Annotated in this window: 24 protein-coding genes, 1 other RNA gene and 1 other annotated feature; of the genes, 3 read left to right on the plus strand and 22 right to left on the minus strand. The window is 40.6% G+C overall.

The features are described 5' to 3' along the window. Positions 1-93 precede the first annotated feature (93 nt). From udk to AB3N04_RS07410, 19 genes are all read right to left on the minus strand, one after another. Positions 94-729 carry a uridine kinase gene (gene udk, locus AB3N04_RS07320; protein WP_368505450.1) on the minus strand — a complete coding sequence of 212 codons (636 nt, stop codon included), beginning with the start codon at positions 727-729 and terminating at the stop codon, positions 94-96. After that, positions 730-1,992, minus strand: a complete 1,263-nt coding sequence (locus AB3N04_RS07325) for a U32 family peptidase (protein WP_368506007.1) — start codon at positions 1,990-1,992, stop codon at positions 730-732. 14 nt (positions 1,993-2,006) lie between these two features. Next, positions 2,007-2,939, minus strand: a complete 933-nt coding sequence (locus tag AB3N04_RS07330; protein WP_368505451.1) for a peptidase U32 family protein — start codon at positions 2,937-2,939, stop codon at positions 2,007-2,009. Positions 2,940-2,961: 22 nt separating this feature from the next. Then, entirely contained in the window at positions 2,962-3,600 is a 639-nt protein-coding gene (locus tag AB3N04_RS07335; protein WP_368505452.1) for an O-methyltransferase, read from the minus strand. Positions 3,601-3,672: 72 nt separating this feature from the next. Beyond that, positions 3,673-4,836 carry an endolytic transglycosylase MltG gene (mltG, locus tag AB3N04_RS07340; RefSeq protein ID WP_368505453.1) on the minus strand — a complete coding sequence of 388 codons (1,164 nt, stop codon included), beginning with the start codon at positions 4,834-4,836 and terminating at the stop codon, positions 3,673-3,675. Between the two features lie 257 nt (positions 4,837-5,093). Then, entirely contained in the window at positions 5,094-5,390 is a 297-nt protein-coding gene (locus AB3N04_RS07345; protein WP_317123121.1) for a DUF1292 domain-containing protein, read from the minus strand. A 24-nt stretch (positions 5,391-5,414) separates the two neighbouring features. Then, positions 5,415-5,834, minus strand: a complete 420-nt coding sequence (gene ruvX / locus AB3N04_RS07350) for a Holliday junction resolvase RuvX (protein WP_368505454.1) — start codon at positions 5,832-5,834, stop codon at positions 5,415-5,417. After that, the gene (locus tag AB3N04_RS07355; RefSeq protein WP_047973286.1) at positions 5,831-6,103 is read right to left on the minus strand and encodes an IreB family regulatory phosphoprotein; all 273 of its coding nucleotides are present in this window, start codon (positions 6,101-6,103) and stop codon (positions 5,831-5,833) included. Before AB3N04_RS07355 ends, ruvX begins: the two co-directional genes overlap by 4 nt. Positions 6,104-6,190: 87 nt before the next feature. Continuing rightward, positions 6,191-8,830, minus strand: a complete 2,640-nt coding sequence (alaS, locus tag AB3N04_RS07360; RefSeq protein ID WP_368506008.1) for an alanine--tRNA ligase — start codon at positions 8,828-8,830, stop codon at positions 6,191-6,193. Positions 8,831-8,879: 49 nt separating this feature from the next. Continuing rightward, positions 8,880-9,089, minus strand: a binding site (T-box leader). Between the two features lie 46 nt (positions 9,090-9,135). Next, on the minus strand, positions 9,136-10,203 hold the full coding sequence (locus AB3N04_RS07365; protein ID WP_368505455.1) for an AI-2E family transporter: 1,068 nt from the start codon (positions 10,201-10,203) through the stop codon (positions 9,136-9,138). A 108-nt stretch (positions 10,204-10,311) separates the two neighbouring features. Next, entirely contained in the window at positions 10,312-10,500 is a 189-nt protein-coding gene (locus tag AB3N04_RS07370) for a DUF3918 family protein (protein ID WP_047973288.1), read from the minus strand. Between the two features lie 26 nt (positions 10,501-10,526). Further along, positions 10,527-10,715, minus strand: coding sequence for a hypothetical protein (locus AB3N04_RS07375; RefSeq protein ID WP_047973289.1), 189 nt, complete (start codon positions 10,713-10,715; stop codon positions 10,527-10,529). Positions 10,716-10,728: 13 nt separating this feature from the next. Further along, positions 10,729-11,205 (minus strand): PRC-barrel domain-containing protein, encoded by a 477-nt coding sequence (locus AB3N04_RS07380; protein WP_368505456.1) that lies wholly within the window; start codon positions 11,203-11,205, stop codon positions 10,729-10,731. Positions 11,206-11,255: 50 nt separating this feature from the next. Then, the gene (locus AB3N04_RS07385) at positions 11,256-13,580 is read right to left on the minus strand and encodes an ATP-dependent RecD-like DNA helicase (RefSeq protein ID WP_368505457.1); all 2,325 of its coding nucleotides are present in this window, start codon (positions 13,578-13,580) and stop codon (positions 11,256-11,258) included. 9 nt (positions 13,581-13,589) lie between these two features. Further along, positions 13,590-14,246, minus strand: a complete 657-nt coding sequence (locus AB3N04_RS07390) for a lipopolysaccharide assembly protein LapB (RefSeq protein WP_047973766.1) — start codon at positions 14,244-14,246, stop codon at positions 13,590-13,592. Between the two features lie 78 nt (positions 14,247-14,324). Next, positions 14,325-15,428: a tRNA 2-thiouridine(34) synthase MnmA gene (gene mnmA / locus AB3N04_RS07395; protein WP_368505458.1), complete on the minus strand. Its 1,104-nt coding sequence runs from the start codon at positions 15,426-15,428 to the stop codon at positions 14,325-14,327. A 21-nt stretch (positions 15,429-15,449) separates the two neighbouring features. Beyond that, positions 15,450-16,613, minus strand: a complete 1,164-nt coding sequence (locus AB3N04_RS07400; RefSeq protein ID WP_368505459.1) for a cysteine desulfurase family protein — start codon at positions 16,611-16,613, stop codon at positions 15,450-15,452. A 22-nt stretch (positions 16,614-16,635) separates the two neighbouring features. Beyond that, positions 16,636-17,055 (minus strand): Rrf2 family transcriptional regulator, encoded by a 420-nt coding sequence (locus tag AB3N04_RS07405; protein ID WP_368505460.1) that lies wholly within the window; start codon positions 17,053-17,055, stop codon positions 16,636-16,638. After that, a complete protein-coding gene (locus tag AB3N04_RS07410; protein ID WP_368505461.1) occupies positions 17,000-17,695 on the minus strand; it encodes a YitT family protein in 696 nt (231 codons plus the stop codon). The genes AB3N04_RS07405 and AB3N04_RS07410 overlap by 56 nt, the downstream gene beginning before the upstream one ends. 152 nt (positions 17,696-17,847) lie before the next feature. Between AB3N04_RS07410 and AB3N04_RS07415 the strand changes: the two genes are divergently transcribed. After that, positions 17,848-19,116, plus strand: coding sequence for a replication-associated recombination protein A (locus AB3N04_RS07415; protein ID WP_368505462.1), 1,269 nt, complete (start codon positions 17,848-17,850; stop codon positions 19,114-19,116). Positions 19,117-19,149: 33 nt separating this feature from the next. Here AB3N04_RS07415 and AB3N04_RS07420 read toward each other — a convergent pair whose 3' ends face one another. Continuing rightward, a complete protein-coding gene (locus AB3N04_RS07420; protein ID WP_368505463.1) occupies positions 19,150-21,318 on the minus strand; it encodes an ATP-binding protein in 2,169 nt (722 codons plus the stop codon). A gap of 234 nt (positions 21,319-21,552) precedes the next feature. On the opposite strand from AB3N04_RS07420, the gene AB3N04_RS07425 reads away from it, so the two are divergent. Further along, positions 21,553-22,182 (plus strand): RsfA family transcriptional regulator, encoded by a 630-nt coding sequence (locus AB3N04_RS07425; RefSeq protein WP_368505464.1) that lies wholly within the window; start codon positions 21,553-21,555, stop codon positions 22,180-22,182. Between the two features lie 45 nt (positions 22,183-22,227). Here the strand turns inward: AB3N04_RS07425 and AB3N04_RS07430 are convergent, their stop codons facing one another. Together AB3N04_RS07430 and ssrS are read right to left on the minus strand one after the other, a co-directional pair. Further along, positions 22,228-22,989, minus strand: coding sequence for a tRNA threonylcarbamoyladenosine dehydratase (locus AB3N04_RS07430; RefSeq protein WP_317123107.1), 762 nt, complete (start codon positions 22,987-22,989; stop codon positions 22,228-22,230). 192 nt (positions 22,990-23,181) lie between these two features. Further along, positions 23,182-23,368, minus strand: a non-coding RNA gene (gene ssrS, locus AB3N04_RS07435) — 6S RNA. A 139-nt stretch (positions 23,369-23,507) separates the two neighbouring features. Between ssrS and AB3N04_RS07440 the strand changes: the two genes are divergently transcribed. Beyond that, on the plus strand, positions 23,508-23,801 hold the full coding sequence (locus tag AB3N04_RS07440; protein WP_317123106.1) for a hypothetical protein: 294 nt from the start codon (positions 23,508-23,510) through the stop codon (positions 23,799-23,801). The last annotated feature ends 4 nt before the right edge of the window (positions 23,802-23,805 follow it).

Below are 23,805 nucleotides of genomic sequence, written 5' to 3' on the forward strand. Positions count from 1 at the left end.
TCAGTTGTATATAGTATTCCCATCTACTAGAAGAAATTCTATACATATGTAGAAAAAGAAGCAAGGTATAAAAACCTCGCTTTCCTTATGCTATTACAAAATGGCTTTTTCTTCAATAATTGTGCGAATTTTTGTCACCATTAAATCAATTGCGACACGATTCTGACCACCCTCAGGAATAACCACATCGGCATAGCGCTTCGTTGGTTCAATGAATTGAAGATGCATTGGTCTTACTACAGTTGTGTATTGATCAATGACCGATTCAATCGAACGTCCACGCTCTTGTATATCACGGACTAATCGACGAATGATACGGATATCAGCATCGGTATCAACAAATAGCTTAATGTCCATCATATCACGTAAACGCTCATCTTCTAAAATTAAGATACCTTCTAAGATGATGACATCTTTTGGATCAATCACGATCACATCTTCAGAACGCGTGTGAATTTTGTAATCATAGATTGGCTTATTCACGCCCTCACCACGAGCGAGCATTTGCAAGTGTTCAAGCAACAAATCGTTATCAAATGCAAAAGGGTGATCGTAGTTTGTTTGCAGACGCTCTTCGAACTCAAGATGACTTTGATCCTTGTAGTAAGCATCTTGTTCAATTAACACAATTGATTGCTCATTAAATTGCTGAAAAATCTCTTTTGCTACAGTGGTCTTCCCAGAGCCTGTTCCGCCTGCTACCCCAATAATTATCGGTTTCTTCACCATTTATCGTACCTCTTTACGCATCATATTCTGAGGGTATACTGGACGGTCTACTTTAAAACGAATCGTCTCAAGTGGATGTCTAGCTGCATCTAACTCTTCCCCGTCTTCATTCCAGATCGTTCCTACCGTTTGTACAAAGTTTTCAATTTCTGGACCAAAAAATTCAATCTCATCACCAGGCTTAAAATGGTTACGTTGTTGCAATGTCACCATACTCGTCTCTGCCTCATAATCAAGCACAAGACCAGCAAAGTCAAACTTCGTACGTTTTGGATGAATGCCATACATTTGCTCTTCATAGGTTGGCTTACCTTCAAAGAATTGTGGGGCAAAGTCACGATTTGCACATTTTTCAAGCTCGTCCATCCAAGCTTTATCAATTACAAAGTTTTCAGGATCTGCACAATAAGCATCAATCACTTTACGATAAACGCTCGTTACCGTCGCCACGTAGTGAATCGACTTCATACGTCCTTCTACCTTTAAGCTATCAATTCCTGCTTCAATAAGCTTTGGAATGGCTTGAACAAGATTCAAATCTTTTGGACTCATCGTGTACGATGCATCATCTGGATTGAATAATGCCTTTTCGCCGTTTTCATTTGTCTCATACAAATCGTATTCCCAACGGCAAGACTGACAACAGCCACCGCGGTTTGAATCACGAGCAGTCATGTGATTACTTAACACACAGCGTCCAGAGTAAGAAATACACATTGCACCGTGAACGAATGTTTCAATTTCAATATCCACATTCTTCTTCATTTCAAGCATTTCCTCAAGACTGACCTCACGTGCTAATACAACACGGTGAAGACCTTCTTCTTTCCAATACTTCACAGCTAGCCAGTTTGATAGAGATTGTTGCGTACTTAAGTGAACTTCTACTTTAGGCGCGACTCGTTTACATGTTTCAATGATTAACGGGTCAGCAACAATAATTCCAGTTACGCCTACATCTTGCAAGTCGCGTAAATACTCTTCAAGTCCGTCCATGTTCTCGTTATGAGCATAAATATTTGTTGTCACATATACTTTTGCTCCATACTTACTTGCAAATTGAACACCTTCACGCATTTCTTCAATCGAGAAGTTGTCTGCATTCGAGCGTAATCCAAATTCACGTCCGCCGATATAGACCGCATCTGCACCGTAATGTACAGCGACTTTTAACTTCTCTAAGCTTCCAGCTGGTGCAAGAAGTTCAGGCTTTTTGACAATAATGCGTTTGCCTTCTTTTGTTTGTTCTGCAATCGTCTGCATCACGTATTCCCTCCTTAATAAACCGTTTCTTTAAAGAAAAATCCTGTATCTAATTTGCGATTATCTGGTTGAACTGCTTCAACTTGTTCGACAAATTCATCTTTCTTATCATCATAGGCATCACGGTCATCCACACATAAATCGATTGCTTCGCGATAAATCGCCACAACCTTCTCCATGTATTCCGTTGATTTTAGGATCCCGTCAATCTTGAAGCTATCGACTCCTGCATCAATCATTTCTTCAAGTTCATCAATAATCGAGATGTCATTTGGACTCATAATATGTGTACCATTTTCATCTTCAAAAATTGGGTATTTCGCATCACGTTCTGAGTCAAATAAAACCATATTACGCGATTGGTCCGTACGCTCAACAGCAAGATTTTTGCCTTGGAATGTCATGTAGTTGCCAATTAACGTACGTTTCGATTGGAACATACAGGTCATCCCATGAACTTGAACCTCTATTTCTACTTCTGCATTCTCTTTGATCTCGACGATCGAATCCATATTCAGCTCGCGTGCAAGTACAGCACGTTTAGCTCCTTTACGGCCCCAATAATTAGCTGTAAACCAGTTGGTTGCCGTTGTTTCTGTATTCCAATGTAGTTTCATCTCTGGTGCCACTTCTCTAGCCGTCATTAAAACAGCTGGGTCACCGAAGACAATCGCATCAACTTTTGCTTCTTTTAAAAAGGCAATGTAGTCAGCTAACTCACCTACTGTATCATTGTGTAGAAGAGCATTCATAGCTACATATACTTTCTTCCCCTTATCATGTGCAAGCTCTGTTACAGCTTCAACATCCGCTCTTGTAAATTCACCTGCAAGACGTAAACCATATCGCTGTTCGCCAATGATTAACGCATCTGCCCCTGCATGTAGTAATCGCTCTGCAGCTGCTACATCTTTTGGTGTAGCAAGCAACTCTGGCTTATTACTCATGTAATCACACCTTCCTACCACTTCATTTCTTAATACTTACTGCAAGACCATCGCCGAGAGGTAAAATTCTCGTTTCATACTCTGGATGCTCCATTAACCACTCATTATATATGCGTAGCTTCTTGGCAATCGATCTCAGTCTTTTTTCCTCTATCTCATCTTCGGCCACTAGACCTCTAAATAAAACATTATCTGAAAATACGACGCCATTTGGCTTAACCATTTTTCCGTATAAATCAAAAAAACGTTGATATTGCCCTTTTGCGGCATCAATAAATAATACATCAAAAAGGGGCTCTGATTCAAGTGTTTCGGCTAAATCGAGTGCATCTCCAAATCGTACCTGAATTCGGTCTGTTAACTCATTTTTGCGAATATTAACCAATGCTTCTTGATATCGATGTTCATCTCGTTCGATTGTCACAATTGTTGTATCCGGTAGAGCTTGTGCCATCCGAATCGCCGAGTACCCAATAGCTGCTCCAACTTCTAAAATACGAGCTGGTTGAATCAGCTTTAATTGTTGGAGTAGGCTCTCCATCCCTACTAAATCCATAATCGGTACGTTATGCTCTTTGGCATAATGCTCCATCGCCAAGACAAGTGGCTCTCTTGTAGGTACGAGTGACTTTAAATATTCTTCTACTTCAGCTTTAATCATTGCCTGAGCCCTCACTTTCGTTCACGTAGAAAGAGAGGGAGTGTGCATATGCCACATCCCCCTCTGCTTGTCCTACTCTGTCTCTGTTTCTTCTTCACCTTCGTCTTGTGCGGCTTCTACCCACTCTTGACGATACTGTTGGTGTGTTCTATTGTGTGCTTCGTACGTTTCATTGTAAATGACTTCACCGTTATAGCGTGCATAGAAGAACAAGTAATTTGTATCTTCTGGAGCGAGTGCAGCCTTAATTGAATCCTCCCCTGGATTGGCAATTGGTCCAATTGGAATTCCTGCATTTCGATAAGTATTGTAAGGAGATTCAACGTTAAGGTCATTGAACGAAGTCATGTATCTATGCTCACCAATCGCATAAGCGACAGTCGGATCCACTTCAAGCCTCATCCCTTTATCGAGACGATTATATAGGACTCCTGAGATCTTATAACGATCCTCTGAAGTTTGCGCTTCTCGTTCAATAATTGAAGCAAGTGTCAAAATCTCATGGACTGAGTAATCACTTTCTTCAATAGCAGATGCGTTCTGTTCAATAATTGCTTGGTTACGACTTAACATCATTTCGATTACCGTTTTAATTTCAGGCTGTTCCTCTTCAAAATCATAGCGAGCTGGGAATAAATACCCTTCAAGCGGATAACGAATCTCGTCTTGTAAAATGTCTTCTGTGAGCATGGAGTACTTACCAATGAGTTCTTCTAAATACTCCTCATCATTCAACACTTCCATCACATCGTCCGCTTCATGCCCTGTTTCATTGGCAATCATCGTCGCGACATCTTCTAACCATCTGCCCTCTGGAATTGTGAATACTAATTCAGGCTCTGCCATCACACGGCCTTCCTTTAATTCTTCAATCAACTCATCCATAGTCATAGATGTGGAGAGATCATAAGTGCCCGCTTGGAATCCAGATTCATTTTTATAACGAACATAATAGCGAAAGATCGTTCCGTTATTAATAAGTCCATCCTCTTCAAGGATTTGACCAATTTGAGAAGGTGAAGATCCACTTGGAATGGTCACCTCAACGGTTTCCCCTTCACCAGAGTCCACTGGCCCTAGAGCATTTTTAAAATAAAAATAACCACTTATAATGGTTATTAAGGTCATTACAGCTAAGCCGATGACACTATATAAGACGATTTTGCGAACCACTTTCGCCTCTGATACCCGTTCTTCATATACATTATTTCGTGGTTTTTCGTTGGAATCAGACATTGTTCTCCCCCTTCCACCGTCCCATTATACTATATTTCAAGCGTCTGTCAGTAAACAAATTGTTTAAGAGGCGAAAAAGCTCGCCTGCATGTGAGTAAATAGGGGGGATTTTCGCCAAGTTATAGGATAGATCATTATCTATAAGGCATAGCAATCAAAAATGTGACACTTTTGCGTCAGATTGAAAAAACCGTAATAAAACCGCCAAAAAGCCCTTCTGCTCAGCTTGAGCAAAAGGGCTTGTCTTTATGCGAAACTTACTCTTCTTCTTCACCAGAGAATGTGTTAAGCATTTCCTCAACCATTTCCCACTCTTCGTCTGTTTCAACTGGGTACAACGCGATATCATTATCAACGTCTTCACGGTCTTCATAACGGAATGCAAATACTTCAACTTCCTCTTCATCACTATCATCTTCGTTTTCTCCAACTGGAGTGACTAAGATATAGCTTTTACCTGTTTCATCAACAGTAAATTTGAAAAGCTCGTCAAATAGATGCTCATCGCCATTTTCATCTGGAATTACAATACGTTCTTTTTCTTCTTGTGACATACGTCTACACCTCTTCTATTCATGCTACATGCTTTTTCGATCAAGATACCCTTGAAGAATCATCACAGCAGCCATTTTATCAATAACTTTTTTACGTTTCTTACGACTCACATCAGCACTGACAAGCATTCGCTCAGCAGCAACCGTTGTCAAACGCTCATCCCACATCACCATTTCACAATCATAATGTTTTTTGAGCGATTCTGCAAATTCCTGCGAACGTTCACCACTTGGTCCTATGGAGCCGTTCATGTTTTTTGGCAAACCAATCACAATTGTACCCACTTCATGTTCTTTGGCAATAGCAGCGATCTTTTGCATATCATCCTCAGGGTCTTCCTCGTTGCGACGAAGTGTTTCAAGACCTTGTGCTGTCCAACCTAATTCATCACTAAGGGCAATTCCAACTGTTTTGGTTCCTACATCAAGTCCTAAAGCTCTCATTCATTCTCCTTACGGTGCTGTGACAAATAAGACTTCACTAACTGTTCAATCAGTTCATCGCGCTCAAGCTTTCTAATAAGTGCACGAGCATCCTTGTGACGAGGGATGTACGCCGGATCACCAGAAAGTAAATAGCCTACAATTTGATTGATCGGGTTGTACCCTTTTTCCTCAAGTGCCTCATATACCGAAAGTAATACCTCTTGGACGTCAACGTCAACGGAATCATCAGGAAAGTTAAATTGCATTGTCTTGTCCATAGAGCCCATCACAAACACCTCTCTCTTTCTTTACCTTTATTGACTACATGCATACAAAAAGGTTGTCTTCTTCTATTGTACACGAAATTGTTCAAATTAGGAAATTGTTTTAACGAATTCAGGAACATATGCTAGAGCCTCTGCTAACTGGTCTGGCTTCTTACCACCTGCTTGTGCCATATCAGGACGACCACCACCGCCGCCGCCACAACGTGTTGCGACTTCTTTTACAAGTTTTCCAGCATGATGCCCTTGGCTAATTAAATCTTTTGTCACACCAGCAACTAGATTCACTTTTTCACCAGACACTGCACCGAGAACAATCACACCTGAATCAAGGTCTTGTTTTAGTTTATCGACAATCGCACGGAGACCGTCCATATCACTAGCATTGACTTGTTTTGCAAGAACGCGAACACCATTTACTTCTACTGCTTCGTCAATTAGGTTTCCAGCTTCCATGTTGCCCAATTTTGCAGAGATTGATTCATTTTCACGTTGCAGTTCACGAATTTGTTGCTGAAGTGCTTCGATACGAGTTGGCACATCTTTCACATTTTTCGCTTTCACTAGATCTGATGCTTTTGAAAGTAAGCGTAATTGATCGTTCATAAATTCATAAGCACCTTGGCCTGTGACCGCCTCAATACGACGTACCCCCGCTCCAATACCAGATTCAGATACGACTTTAAATAGCCCGATCTCTGCTGTATTGGCTACATGGCAACCACCACAAAGCTCAAGAGAGTAGTCTCCAACTTGTACGACACGAACCGTCTCACCGTACTTTTCTCCAAATAATGCCATCGCACCCATTTCTTTTGCTTCAGCAAGCTTTTTCTCACTAATGTTTACCGAGATTGCATTCCAAACCTTCTCATTGACTATTTCTTCAATTTTCGTAAGCTCTTCTTTCGTTACTTGACCAAAATGAGAGAAATCAAAACGCAGACGTTCTTCTGATACGAGAGAACCAGCTTGGTTCACATGTGTTCCAAGGACATCTTTAAGTGCTTGGTGCAATAGGTGCGTTGCTGTATGGTTTTTGACAATCCCAATACGAGACGTCTCCTCAACTGTACTTGTTACCGTCTCACCTTCTGTTAACTCTCCCTCTTCAACTGTTACCGTGTGAAGATGCTGGCCATTAGGAGCTTTTGTTACTTCTGTTACGCGTGCTACTACTCCCTCGCCGACAATCGTTCCCGTATCGGCTACTTGTCCACCGCTTTCTGCATAGAAAGGTGTCTCACTTAAAATTAATTGAGCCTTCTCACCTGCTGGTACACTGTTTGCACGTTCTTTATTTGCGATTAATACGCTCACAGTACCTTGCGTTGATAGCTGCTCATAGCCTACGAATGTGCTACTCACATTAATATCACCTAATAGCTCATCTTGAACTTGCATCGATCCTGATTCTTGACGAGCTGCACGAGCGCGGTTACGTTGTTGTTCCATTTCTACTTCAAAGCCAGCTCGATCAATCGTCAAGCCCTTTTCTTCTACATATTCTTCCGTAAGATCAACCGGGAAGCCATATGTGTCATACAAACGGAATACATCACGCCCAGAAATCACGTCTTCACCTTTTGCTTTTGCTTCAGTCAGGATCTTATCCAAGATACCAAGGCCTTCGTTTAACGTCTCATGGAAACGCTCTTCCTCTGTTTTCATTACCTTTTGGATGAAGTCTACTTTTTCTTTTACTTCTGGGTAGAAATCAACCATGATCTCGCCAACAACCGGAACAAGCTCATACATGAATGGACGATCAATTTGAATCAATTTTGCATAACGTACTGCACGGCGAAGAAGGCGACGAAGAACATAGCCACGACCTTCATTTGATGGAAGCGCTCCGTCTCCAACAGCAAATGTGACAGTACGAACATGGTCAGCAATGACCTTAAATGCGACATCAGTTTCTATGTCTGCATTGTATTTAACTGGTGTTAACTGCTCTGTTGCTTGGATAATTGGCATAAATAGATCAGTCTCAAAGTTTGTAGGCGTATCTTGAATAACAGATACCATACGCTCAAGACCCATCCCTGTATCAATGTTTTTCTTAGGAAGTGGCGTGTATGTACCATCTGGATTATGGTTGAACTGTGAAAACACAAGGTTCCACACTTCAAGGTAGCGCTCATTTTCTCCACCTGGGTACAGCTCTGGATCATTCTCATCATTACCATAAGATGGTCCACGGTCATAGAAAATCTCGGTATTAGGACCACTTGGGCCTTCTCCGATATCCCAGAAGTTCCCCTCAAGACGAATAATACGCTCTTCTGGAACGCCAATTTTCTCTGCCCAGTAGTCATAGGCTTCATTATCTTCAGGGTGAACAGTTACGGATAATTTTTCAGGATCAAACCCAATCCATTTTTCACTCGTTAAAAACTCCCAACCCCACTCGATTGCTTCTTCTTTAAAATAATCACCGATTGAGAAGTTCCCTAGCATTTCAAAGAACGTATGGTGACGAGCTGTTTTTCCTACATTTTCAATATCGTTTGTACGAATTGATTTTTGAGCATTTGTAATACGAGGATTACTTGGAATGACACGGCCGTCGAAGTATTTCTTAAGTGTTGCCACCCCACTGTTAATCCAAAGCAAAGATGGATCCTCATGTGGAACAAGTGATGCACTTGGCTCTATGTCATGTCCTTTTTCTTTAAAGAAATCAAGATACATTTGGCGTACTTGTGCTGAAGTTAGTGATTTCATCATCGTCATCTCCTTTTTATTTACATACAAAAAAACCCTCATCCCAAAAAGAAGGGACGAGAGTTGTATTCACGCGGTGCCACCCTAATTATGGATGATCATTCATCCATCACTCGAAGCCTTAACGCGGCGAACGGCAGGGTTTTGCCTGCACTCAGGAGTAGCTTTCCGAATCCCTTCACACAGCAACCCTCTCAGCCATAGGGGTCACCTCTCTTAGTGCGGACTGATTCGTACTTCATTCCGTCAACGTGTTCGTTAATCGATCATTTGTCTCTTATTATAGAAAAGCGGTAATACTCTTGTCAATGACTGATGAAATATAGTCGAATATGCAGTAACGTGACTTTTAAAATCGCAAGGAGGGGAACAGCTACCAATAACCCAATGACACCACCTGCCTCAACCCCAATTACTAATGCCAGGATGATCAAGATGGGATGCATATGCAAAGTCCTTCCTACAATTACAGGGGAAAGTACATTACCTTCAATTTGTTGTAAAATTAATATAAAAACTGAAGTGATAAGAGCAAGTTGCCAAGATTCAAGTAAGGCGACTGCAACAGCAGGTACAGCTCCAATATAAGCCCCGAAATAAGGAATCATCTCAGTCGCTCCCATAAAAATTCCTAATAAAATAGGATACGGCACCCCAATAAGCCAAAAGCCCAGGCTAGAAATAATCGTTACTGCAAGCGCAACAAGAAGCTGTCCCCGTATATAGCTGCCAAACGTATGGTCTACGTCTTCTACATAACGTTTTAATCTACCTCTCCATTTTCTCGGCGTTAGATACCAAGCAACCCTTTGGACAAGATCAAAATCTTTTAGAAAATAAAATACTAAGAATGGAATAACGATCAAACTAAACATTGATTGAATCACCCATAAGGCGACAGCCTCTGTTTGGTCCAATGCCCTAGCTCCGAGTTGCTCTGCTTGAGTGGACCATTCTTCAATGTGAACTCTAATGGGAGAAGGAAGTGTTCGGACCTCACTTTGAATTTGAAACATGAAATCCTCTAATGCTCTAATTTGTTCAGGCAACCTTTCCATCGCATGGCGTATTTGTTCAACTAAAGCTGGAGCGCCCCATACAATCAAAAAACCTACAGTTAAAAGAAGGATTAAAAAAACAACTAGTACACTTATTGAACGTGGCAGACCCCAATCGTGCAATCCTTCAACAAGTGGATGGAGAAAGTATGTAAAGAGAACCGCTAAGGTAAGTGGGAGAAAGAGAGCTTTTATGACTTTGAAAATCGGTTCAAGCAAAGGAAGTAATTGAACTGCCATAAAGACAATCAGCAGCACTAATAACACAAGCACGAGCTTGTTGATCCACTTATACTCATTTAGCCGTTTCTCCACTATACACACCTCCTTGGGCTTCTCTACTTGTAGTGTGTACAATTTGAGTTTGTTTATCAGTTCAAACAAAAAAGCCTGCCTACAAAGTAGACAAGCTTGTCGCATTTCCTACGAGAAACGTTTCGCTAATTGTTTCTTCGTTTTTTTCCATGTTCGGTTGTTGAAATACTTATTCATATCCAACCCTTTAATTGGTTGAATGAATTGATCAAACTTCCGCTTGTTTTGGCGACTACTCATCGAATAAGCAGCAGCTCCCACTCCAACAGCTAGTAGAGACGTAAAAGCTTTCCTCATCGGATGACACCACCTTTTATATTGGATTACAGTCCAACATGCAGATCCTGATCTTCAAACAAATCATCTAAAGAACTGAGCGAGCCATCTTCCTCGACTTGATGTAAAGAAAGCTTCCCTTTTAGCAAGCTCATCTCAACAAAACAATTCCAGCAATAATATTGGTTTGTGCCTATTTTACCGATATCTTTTGATTTACAGTTTGGACATTGCATACGTAGGGCCTCCTTAAATCGACACGATGGCTTTGTCCTTGCCAACAATAAGAGGTCCCTTGGCTTTAATCACCTTTCGACCTTCTACTAAGTCAGCCACCAATCCATCGGTCACTTCATACCCTACGATTGTCCCCACTTCTTCTTCAAAATATACATCTTCTACCAGTCCTACCTTCTCCCCTTCAGTGGTTAGTAAAGCTAGACCTTGAAGACGTCTCTTCCCCAATTTTAAAGAATGAGAGTGGTGATCTTTTCTGTCGTAACGTGAGAGGTCTTCTTCACTCCTCACCATTACGCCGTCATAACCAAAACTCATAACCGCTTCAACCGGAAGAAAAAGATGATGATTTAGCCACCCTTTTCGATCGACTACAAACCCCTCAACCCGCTCTTGATCATTCACTAAGAGATCAAGGACATGACCACACTCTATTCCAGAAGACTGTTCAATCACAGGTAGTCCTTCTATGGTTGAAAAAGTTCGCAAAGTACTCCCCACCTTTCCGAACAGTCTTAGTATGTGGCTTACCTCATTCATTATGTTAGTCGACCATTTCCATTTTGAAAGTCAGATTGCGTTTCTTTTAAAGCGACAAGCTTATCCTTTAACATTGAGTGTCTAATTAATTCATCTTCTCTTGTCACTGCCGTATGAAAGGATTTCAATTCTCCACATAAGAGCAGAAATTTTTTCGCACGAGTGATGCCTGTGTAAAGTAAATTCCGTCTAAGCATTCTTGAATAATTCCGAACGACTGGCATGACGACAATCGGAAATTCACTTCCTTGTGATTTATGAATGGAGCAACAATATGCGTGAGTAATTTGATTTAAATCCTTTTTGTTATAAACGACCTCGGTTCCATCAAAACTAATGACGACTTGGTCTTGTTTTTCGGTATTTTCTTTTGCATAAAAAATCGCGACTATTTCCCCACGGTCGCCGTTGTACACATTCTCATCAGGGTTATTGACAAGCTGTAAGACGACATCACCTGTTCTATAGGCTAAATCACCATATAAAAGCTCCCTTTTTTGCTCAGTTTTAGGGTTAAATAGCTCCTGTAAAATCCGATTAAGCTCGGTAATTCCAGCTTGACCTTTATACATCGGGGCTAAAACTTGAATGTCTCTTGCCAAATAGCCTTTTTTCATCGCATTTTCACAAATTTGAGTGACTACATGTTGGACATGATCATTTGTACAAGGAAAGAAACGGCGGTCAGCCTTTGCTTCAGGTAAATCGTTTGGCATTTTCCCTTGTTTCATGTCATGGGCAAGCTCGATGATCGAGGAGCCTTCTTTTTGGCGATAGATAGCGGTTAACGGAACGGTTGGTACGACCTCTGAATCGAGAAAATCCTTTAATACTTGGCCAGGACCTACCGATGGCAATTGATCTTGGTCTCCAACAAAAACAATCTGCATGCCTTTAGGAATCGCTTTTAATAGTTGATTTGCGAGCCAAATATCTACCATTGATACCTCATCAACAATGATCAATTCTCCTTCAAGCTGCTCATGCTCTCCTTTTTCAAAGCCTCCATTTCCCCCTTTCCAACCGAGTAAACGATGAATTGTGACAGCTGGGAGCTCGGTGGCCTCACTCATTCGTTTCGCTGCTCGACCTGTCGGAGCTACTAACAGAATCGGAAAAGGATTAGACTTTGAATAAGCTCTAGGATCAAGGGATAGTCCATTTAACCTGGCATATGTTTCAACAATCCCTTTAATAACTGTTGTTTTCCCAGTTCCAGGTCCTCCTGTTAATAGCATAAACGGAGAAGAAAGAGCTGTTTGAATGGCTTCTTTTTGCTGAGGCGCATATTCAATTTTCAGCTCTTCTTCAAGCTGACCCAACGTTTTAAGAAACTCCGATTCAGGAAATTCATCTTTTACCTCAGTAGCTGCTAGACGCCGAACACTCGAGACGATTCCTTTTTCAGCAAAATACAATGACTTTACATAGACGCGATTGTCTTCTATTACAAGTGCGTCATCCTCTTCCATTGAAAGAAGCTCATGCTCAATTTCTTCAGCAGTAATGACATCTCCAGGAGAGGACAATAGGCTTCTCACATGGGGAATAAGCGAATCCTTGTCCAAAAACACATGGCCGTCTTGTAAACACAATTCTTGTACCACAAATAAAAGCCCCGCTCGAATTCGTTCTGGATGACTACCAGTTAATCCAATTGCAGCGCCGAGTAGATCCGCTTTACGAAAGCCGATCCCTTCGACATCAGCGATTAATTGATACGGGTTTGTTTGGATGATATCCAGTGCCTGAAACCCATACGCTTGATATACTTTCATTGAAAGCTCCAGACCGAAACCATGCTTAGAGAGCGTCATCAACACTTGCTCGACCCCTTGTTGGTCAACAAGCTGTTGATACAATTGATCCGCTTTTTCTTTTGAGAGCTTTGGTACCACTTTTAAAACAGCACGATCCTCTACGATCCGTGTAATCGCTCGCTCTCCTAATGTATCAACAATGGCTTCAGCTGTTTTTTTGCCGATCCCAGGAAAACGATCACTTGCTAAATATAGAATAATCCCACTTTTTGTTTGTGGCAGGTCACGTCTGAATTGATCAATTTGGTACTGCTTTCCAAATCGAGGGTGCTCTGTTACGGTTCCAAAAAATAAAAAGGTCTCTGCTACATCTAGCTGAGGGAGGATCCCTACTACAGCTATTTTTTTATCTTTTAATTCCTCATTTGTCTCATCGACACGTACTAGGGCAACTGTATACGCATTTTCTTCATTACGAAATACAAGGTGCAATACCTCACCTTTAATATAGCCTCGCTCGATTCCATTCTCTTCTGCAAGAGTTAGCTGTTCATCCGTCATCATTTATCACCCTTATTGCAAGGCTTGTTCAACCGTCTTCTTACCATTTGCTGCAAGTGCATGATCTGGTTGGATACGTAATGCCTCTTCAAACGCCCCAAGCGCTTTTTTTGCTTCTTCTTTGTATGCATACGCTACGCCAAGATTAAAATACGCATCCGCATGATTAGGCGCATCTTCTACAACTCGTTCAAGTTCGTTTACAGCTTCATCAATTTGTTCAGTTTGTGCCAAGCATAATCCATATTGGAAGCGAGCATCAATATCTGCATCATTTAGCTCTACTGCCCGTTTAAAATTAGCCATTGCGTGTGGAAGGGCTCCAAGCTGGTAATAACTCATACCAAGCATAAAAAACACATCCGCTTCTTCTAGCTTATGAACAAGTGCTTGCTTAAACATTTTCGCCGCTTCTTCAAATTGATCCTGCTTAAAATAAATCGTCCCTGCTCCGTAGTAAGCGGTACCCGCCTCTTCATCAAGAGCAATCGCTTTATCAAAGAAAATTAGCGCTCGCTCATTCTCATCGACTGCTCCGAGTAAATTGCCAAAATTAATAAACGCTGTAGCGTCTTTGGGGTTTTCTTCAATTGCTGCATTAAAAGCTTTAGCTGCCTCCTCATAATTTTGCTCATTCATATAGGCAATTCCTTTTTCATTCCAACTCATGCTTGCACGTCCTCTCCATACCTTTTCATTGCATTTATTATCTCACTCTTACACACAGAGAAAAAGGGAAAATACCAATTAGGCATTTTCCCACTTTTTAATCACGCGATCGATCGTTCCCCCGCCCATGCAGACGTCTCCATCATAAAAGACAACTGCTTGTCCTGGAGTGATGGCACGTTCTGGCTCGTCAAACTTCACAAGGACGCTTCCATCACTTTTAGGAATAACCGTAACCCCTTGGTCTTCTTGACGGTAACGGAATTTAGCAGTACAACGAAATTCTCCAGTCGGGTGATTCGATGAAATCCAATTCATCTTAATCGCCTCTAGCCCTTCTGAATAAAGGCCTTTATGATGGAACCCTTGTCCAACTAGTAATACATTACGCTCAAGGTCTTTATCAATAACAAACCAAGGCTCTCCAGCTCCACCAATTCCAAGACCTTGACGTTGGCCCAATGTGTAATACATTAACCCGTCATGCTTGCCTTTCACTTCGCCATCAAGCGTCTGCATCTCACCTGGTTGCGCTGGTAAAAACTCACTGAGAAAGTCTTTAAAGTTACGCTCCCCAATGAAGCAGATACCTGTGCTATCTTTTTTCTTTGCCGTAGCAAGATCGGCTGCGAGTGCCTTTTCTCGGACTTCTTTTTTCGGCATATGGCCAATTGGAAACATCGTTTTCGAAAGTTGCTGCTGAGATAAGGCATTGAGAAAGTAGGTTTGATCCTTATTATTATCGATTCCGCGTAACAATTTGAATTCACCATCTACTTCTTCAACACGTGCGTAATGCCCCGTTGCAACATAATCAGCACCTAGAGCCATCGCATGATTTAAAAATGCCTTAAACTTAATTTCTTTGTTACACATCACATCTGGGTTTGGCGTGCGACCTGCTTTATATTCTTCAAGGAAATAAGTGAACACTTTATCCCAATATTGCTTTTCAAAATTAACGGCATAATATGGAATGCCAATTTGATTACATACACGGATTACATCCTCATAATCCTCTGTAGCTGTACAGAAACCACTTTCATCTGTATCATCCCAGTTTTTCATGAAGATCCCGATTACATCATAGCCTTGTTCTTTTAAAACAAGAGCTGTCACAGATGAATCAACTCCACCACTCATCCCGACAACGACCTTTGTATCTTCTGGTCTTTTCTTCATCTTTTCCACCACCTAATGCTCCTAGCTTATGAATGCTTGTTGATCTTGAAGCCTCTTCACAATTTTCGCTATTTCGTTTGCAGCATAGTCTATTTCTTCGTCTGTGTTGGTTATACCGAAGCTAAAACGCACAGCGGAGTTGACTCGCTCCTGACCTTTCTCCCGGTACATAGCCTGCAACACATGAGATGGCTCAAGTGAACCTGCTGTACATGCGGAACCACTTGAGGCTGCAATCTTTGCCATATCAAGGGCAACGAGTAGTGCCTCTACTTGAATTCCTGGAAAACTCACATTTAAAATATGCGGCAACCGATCATTTTGGTCTCCATTAATCACAAAGTTTATATTCATGTTTGTAAATGTATCAAAAAAGACTCGTGAATAGCGAAGATAACGCTCACGTTTTTCACTGGCAGTTTCTAGCGTTAGTTCCAACGCTTTACTAAAGCCAACAATAGCTGCTACATTTTCCGTACCAGCTCTTCGCTTACGCTCTTGTTCTCCCCCAAATAATAACGGTTTTAGGGTGATCCCTTTTTTCGTATATAAAAGGCCAATTCCTTTTGGACCATTGATTTTGTGAGCGGATAAGGACACCATATCTACAGGTAGTTCATCAAGCTGTAATTCCACAGAACCGCAAGCTTGAACCGCATCTGTATGAAACACTGCTTGATGATCATGTAACAATTCACCAATTTCAACTATCGGCTGAATCGTTCCTACTTCATTGTTTCCATACATAATCGTTACAAGAATCGTATCCTCACGCAGCGCACTCTCAACTGCTTCCGGATGAACTTTCCCTGCCTCATCAACTGGTAAATACGTCACTTCAAAACCACGTTGCTCTAATTCCTTGCAAGCGTGTCCGACCGCATGATGCTCGATCATTGTTGTAATAATATGTTTTCCTTTAGCTTCATGTCCAGTAGCATAGCCTAGGATCGCCATATTATCAGCTTCCGTTCCTCCACTCGTAATCGTAAGCTGATTCGCCTTAGTATGAAGAAGTTCAGCCATTGTTTGGCGGGCTTCATCAACTGCTTGACGTGCAGCACGTCCGATATGATGAATGCTTGACGGATTTCCAAAATGCTCATAATAATACGGCAACATCGCATCAACCACACGAGGGTCGATAGGCGACGTTGCTGCATGGTCAAGATAGATAGACTCCATCGTTGATCACCTTCTTTATTTGTTAAATGTAGAACATATAATATTCTTGTTTGCCTTTGCCTTCATAATTCGCAAGATCATCCAATGTCGTGTTATCAAGTACATCTTTTACTGCATCACGAATTTTAATCCATAGATCACGTTTTGCTGGCTCCTCATCATCCATGACCTCAACAGGACTAATCGGCCCTTCTAGCACGCGAATAATGTCTCCGGCTGTAATCTCTTTTGCATCCTTTGAAAGCATATAGCCGCCATACGCCCCACGTACACTCTTCACTAACATTGCATTTCGAAGCGGTGAAATAAGCTGCTCAAGATAATGCTCAGATAAGTTATATTCCTTTGCTATTGACTTTAATGAAACCGGACCTTCGCCTGATTTTTTAGCTAATGCCATCATGATGGTGAGTCCGTAGCGTCCCTTGGTTGAAATTTTCATTTCTTGACCCTCTTTCTATCAAAATATCGACGATTCGCTGACATTGTGGCATCGTAAACCCTACTACTGATCCAATGCCAAAACAAAATAATAATGTTCCTATAAAAACAGGCCCACCGAGTAACCACCCAAATGAGAGTACAATCACTTCCATGGAACTTCGAACCCATTGTACCTTCCAGCCTGTGCGCATTGTAAGAGCAAGCATCAAGCTATCACGTGGTCCTGCTCCAAGACGTGGCGCAATGTATAAGCCAATCCCGTACCCAATCACTATAATTCCTATTACTAGCATAGCCAGTTTTAACAAGAAACCTTCAGGTGATGGTAAAATCCACAAAAAGATATCAATGAAAACACCGACTAACACCATATTAATGAAAGCGCCAAATTGTGGCCATTTTTTTGTTAGTGAGCTTGTAAGACCAATAATAATAAAACCCATGATGATCGACCATGAGCCAACTGTTAATCCTAGTTGCATCGTTAATCCAATGTGCAAGACATCCCACGGTGCACTTCCTAAATCAGCCCGAATCATCATCGAAATTCCAAACGACATGATGATTAGACCAATCATAAATACCGCCCAACGTACAAAAAGCTTACTTGGCTTTCTACTTTTCTCGACTCCGCTCAAAGGTTACCCCTTCTCTCCTGCTAATTCTTTGTCATTATAGCATGAATTCCGAGTAGATTGGTGTCTAATCTACTTGCCGATCGGTTTCATTGGCTTTTTACAATCATTCCGCTACACTAGTAAGAAATGTTGCGTGCAATGGAGATGATTAGATGAAAAAAGAACCTCTTGCATATCGAATGCGCCCTAAAAAAATGGAAGATATAATCGGTCAAACACATCTCGTTGGGGAAGGAATGCTCCTTCGTCGAATGGTAGACGTTGGTCAACTTTCATCCATGATCTTATACGGGCCGCCTGGTATCGGCAAGACATCAATTGCTACAGCCATAGCAGGGAGTACAGATACTCCTTTTAAATTGCTAAATGCAGTTGTTCATAATAAAAAAGATATGGAAGTAGCTGTTGCTGAAGCAAAAATGCACGGTCAGCTGATCGTGATCTTAGATGAGGTTCACAGGCTCGATAAGGCAAAACAAGATTTCCTTCTGCCTCATCTAGAAAAAGGCTTGATCATCTTAATTGGAGCCACTACCTCTAATCCTTATCATTCTATTAATCCAGCGATTCGTAGTCGCTGTCAAATATTTGAGCTCGAGCCTTTAACGCCTGAGGACATAAAAGTTGCCTTAACACGTGCAATAGACGATCAGGAAGTAGGGTTTGGTAAAGAAAAAATTGAGATCACAGATGAGGCACTCACTCACCTCGCTCATATGTGTGGGGGAGATGTACGCTCTGCCCTAAATGCATTAGAGCTAGCCGTTAAATCTACATTTGCAAACGAGGAGAGTATTAAAAAAATCCCTCTCAAAACCGCTGAATCGTGTATCCAAAAGAAAAGCTTTCATCATGATAAAGATGGCGATGCCCATTATGATGTGTTATCCGCTTTCCAGAAATCGATTCGGGGAAGTGATGTGAATGCTGGACTTCATTATTTAGCAAGGTTGCTTGAAGCAGGAGACCTCACAAGTATCGCGAGACGGCTTCTAGTCATCTCCTATGAAGATATCGGCCTCGCTAATCCTCAAGCCGGTGCAAGAACACTTGCGGCAATAGAGGCTGCTGAACGACTTGGGATGCCAGAGGCTAGGATTCCACTTGCAAATGCTGTCGTTGAGTTATGTCTTTCCCCCAAATCGAATTCTGCATATAAGGCAATCGATGCCGCACTTACTGATATTCGCCAAGGAGCGGTTGGTGATGTTCCTAAACACTTGAAAGATGCCCATTACAAAGGGGCACAACAACTGGGTAGAGGCGTAGAGTATCAATATCCACATAATTTTGAGCATGGCTGGGTAAAACAGCAATACCTCCCCGACAAAATAAAAAAAGCCCGCTATTTTGAACCAAAACGAACGGGCAAGTTCGAACAAGCATTAGCTGATATTTATACCAAACTGGATCAACGTTAAAAGAAAGACTGGCTGCATGTTGCAGCCAGTCTTTTATTGATACATCTTTACTTCATATAGGGGTAATTGAATAGTGAATGTTGTACCGACTCCCTCAATACTACTCACAGATATCTCTCCACCGAGTTCTTCAACAATACGGAATGAGGTCATCAACCCTAAACCTGTTCCTGTTTCTTTCGTTGTAAAGAATGGTGTTCCAAGCATCTCAACTGTTTTCTCATCCATTCCAACACCCGTATCTTCAATGGAGATTTCAATCGTTTCTCTTTCACTATTTTCAGTAGCATTAAGAATTAACTTTCCACTTCCATCCATCGCTTCAAGTCCATTTTTGACTAGATTCATGACGACTTGATGAAGCTTACTCCGATCAAGATACACCGTTGGCAATGGCTCTAGATGCAACTTCATTGCGATCTCTTTTTCCGTTGCTTCTGGTTTATACAATGTATAAATATCAGTTAAAAGTTCCCCGATATTCGTTTCTGCTTTGGTCGTGATCGATTTCGGATTAGCCATCTGCAGCAGTTCATCAATAATCGAATTCACTCGGTCAATCTCTTTGATGATCACATCGTAATGAACTTTATGCTCACCCTTTGTCGCATCTGATTGATGGAAAATTTGCATGAATCCCCGAATGGTTGTAAGCGGGTTACGAATTTCATGAGCGAAACCTGCTGCTAGTTGACCAACTAGTTGGAGCTTTTCTGAGCGCACTAGCTCTTGTTCCATTTTGCGTTTATCTGTAATATCTATGAAAATCAATAAAACATCTTCTAATTCATCTTCGTTATTAAGCTTCGGCAAAGTTGAGACACTTGCAAAGAAGATTCGTTTTTGACCATTATAATAAAACTCAAATTCATACTTTTTATTAAAATCTTTATTATGCAGCACATCAGCTAGCTTCGAGCTTTCAATAAATTGTTCAAATGCTTTATTCGTTTCAATCACTTGATCAAGTGTTGATCCAATGACTTGCTCTTTTTCAAGCACAAACAACTGCTCACACTGCCTATTAAACGTTGTAACGCGCTGACTACTTTGTTGAAAAGCAAGCACACCATTATCCGTTGTTTCTAATATGAGCGTAGACTTACGGTGGCTTTTCTCTCTTTCCACTAAGCGTCTTGTCATCATATTAAATGTTCTAGTTAACGTATCAACCTCATGATAAGCATCAGGTGCAAGAGGGTAGACTTTTTTGCCAAATGCAAAATCACTTGTAGCAAATACTAGTCGCTGAAGCGGCTTAACGATATAAGATGACAACTTTAATACGGCAAAGGATGTAATAAGAAGCACACAACCAAATAAGATCAAGTATTTTATAATGAGCTCATGTACCGGAGAATTAATACGATCCTTTGGTACAGAGACCCCAACATACCATTCGTTATCAAATCCTTGAGCTTTAGCGACTCTTGCAAAGGTTTGAATCATATCGTTGCTCTTACTATGAAATAAGTTTCGGTTTTGGACCAAGCTTAATAAGGCCTCACTTGTTAATTCATTTTGCTCCAAATAGTTATATGAAAGGATTAAGTTCTCATTTGGATGTGCAATGAGATTTCCTTGATCATTTACTAAAAAAGCATACCCATCTAATCCATGACTTTTTTGTTGCTTACCAAAGTGAGCCAAACGCTCCCATAAAAAGTTCACATCAAAAATGGCGGAGACCACACCCAGTGTCTCTCCTTCACTCCCTTTTACTTCATGTGCTAAGACAAGCGCAGGCTGATTAATCACATCTGAATAAAAAATATCAGAAAAATAAATGCCATTTCCTGAAATCGTCTCTTGATACCAAGAGCGATCATTAACATCCGTTCCTACAATGGTATTATCCAGGTCTACAGTGACAATTCCTTCTGTATTCACAAAAATAGCCCCGTAATATACCGAGTGTGCATTCACAAATAATCGCAATTCTTCACGAATCAACTCTCTTGATTGCTCCGAATCTCGAAGCGTTGGATTGTTTGCTAGAATAATAACATCTTTCATTCGTTCATTTACAATATCCTCTATAGAAACAGCGAAGTTATCAGTCATTGTATACATCGTTTGATGAAGCTGTTCATTCATATCGATTTTTTGCGACTGAAATGTAATATAGCCTACAAATAATAAAGGCAGTAACGTCGCAAAAAAGAAGAAGAACAATAATTTTGCTCGTAAGGTTTTTACCATTTTGTACCCCTCGAATTTTGTCGAAAACTAACAAATAATTTTACCTTCTATATCTTACACGTTTCCCCCATATAAAAAAAGGTTCTTTCATACTTTTTCATAATGATTAGGCTTTCTTTTTTAAAAAGATCGAAGGGTATCTCCATATTTTTCTATGAGCCTTGTATAAACCTTTCTTATTCTGACCATAGTAGCTAGTAACAAAAACTATTTATGGATTAGGAGTTGAACAGAATGAAAGTTAGACAAGATGCTTGGTCTCATGAAGATGATGTATTACTGGCTGAAACGGTGATTAAACATATTTGCGAAGGCAGCACACAACTGCAGGCGTTTGAAGAAGTTGGAGATGAATTGAATCGTACGTCTGCTGCTTGTGGATTTAGATGGAATGCTGTCGTTAGACAACGCTATGTAAGACAAATTGCTGAAGCAAAAAAAGAACGGAAAGAAAGAAAGCGCGCGATGTCTTATTCCTATTTCACTCAACGAAAGCCAGTGTGGAGTCCACCACCAACCATAAATGTACAACCATCACTACAACCAGCACCAAAAGAGATGTCACTAGATTCGGTGATTCATTATTTACAAAATCTTTCGCTCGAGTCAGACTCATCTTCTCTAGAAGAGGAAAATGCAGCTTTGATTAAGACAAATTTAGAGCTCATTAACCGTAATCGTGAGCTTGAAGGAGAAATTCAAAAGCTTAAACAAGATAGCTCGATCATTGAAGAAGATTACCAGTCTCTCATTCAAATCATGAATAGAGCACGAAGAATGGCAATCTTAGAAGATGAAGAAGCGCTCTCTAGTGCCTCCTTTAAAATGGACAAGAATGGAAATTTAGAAAAGCTCGCAAAATAGAGAAAAACATGCTTCCAATGAGTGGGAGCATGTTTTTTTTATTGATTAACGATTGATTTCAATGCCATCTAATAATTTCGTGATAACGTGACCAGCCATAATTAAGCCAGCAACAGATGGAACGAATGCATTTGAAGAAGGTGGCATCTTCGCCTTACGAATCGGACCTTCTTCAGCTTTTTGTGGAACAATTTCTTTACGGATATCTTCTCGTATTTTAATAGGCTGTTCATCAGAGAAGACAACTTCGATTCCTTTATGAATGCCATCCTTACGTAGCTTTGTGCGAATCACTTTTGCCATAGGATCATAGCTTGTCTTAGAAATATCCGTAATACGAAGGCGAGTAGGATCCATCTTATTAGCAGCACCCATACTTGAGATAATAGGGATTTTACGCTCTAAGCATTGTTTCATCAGGTGAATTTTATAAGAGATCGTATCACTTGCATCAACAACATAGTCAAGTCCATAGCTGAAGAACTGTTCATAGGTCTCTTCTGTATAAAACATTTTTAGAGCAATAACTTCACAATCAGGATTTATATCTGCAATCCGTTCTTTCATTAACTCTACTTTCTCGCGTCCTACAGTAGAAAGCAAAGCATGAATTTGACGGTTGACATTAGTAATATCTACATCATCCTTATCAACTAATACAAGACGGCCAACACCAGATCGTGCAAGTGCTTCAGCTGAAAAAGAGCCAACTCCCCCAATACCTAGTACCGCTACTGTGCTATTTTTTAATTGGTCTAATCCATCATGACCAATAGCTAATTCATTTCGTGAAAATTGATGTAACATGTATCGTTTCTCCTTCCAAGCAAAAGGTTTATTTACCAGCTAGTATACCCTTTTAGTAGCATACTAAAAAGCTATCTATTGTCGGATTTGAATATATCACAGCATGATGAAAAAGTCTAAGGCGTTTCGTCACAAAAAGAAGCTAAATTGTTCTATTGAACAATTTAGCTTCTTTTCCCAGTTATGTAGGATAAGAATCCCAACTATGCCGTATTTGACTTACGCTTTGAACCTGCTCTCACAGGTGGGTGCACAGTGCTTATTATCTTACTTCCTTCCAAGAGTACACAAAGGCCTGTAATCCAACAAACAACTACTTGCTCCCTTTTCAAAAGTGTTGGCTCAAAACACTCAGTTTTTACGTACAACGTAGGATTCTTATCTGTTGAACTAAATATAACATGACCAAAAACGACATGCAAGTGTTTTATCTAAATTTTCTGTTATTTATTTTTTTGTTCTTTTTTTATTCCTGTGGTACGGTAGATATAAACTTATTTAGGAGGCTTCATCTAGTTATGAAAAAAGCACTTGCCACCCAACGTTGTATCGAAATCAGTCAAGAAATTGGTTGGACTGAAAAGAGAATTGTTGAAACCTCGTATGATATGATGCTTTTTCCAGATCAGTTAACAGTAAAAGATGATCATTACCCTATTCAATCTATATTTGATATTTCATATCGTAAGAAACCTGAAAAAAATGCGATGGGCTTCTTGTATCTTCATACAAGCCGCGGAGTAAGGACTTATTATATTAAAGAAGAACCTACTGCTCTCATTGAAGCGTATCGAAATCTCATTAAACCCTAATGTG

It is taken from the genome of Alkalihalophilus sp. As8PL, assembly GCF_040939795.1.
GTDB classification, from domain to species: Bacteria; Bacillota; Bacilli; order Bacillales; family Bacillaceae_D; genus Alkalihalophilus; species Alkalihalophilus lindianensis.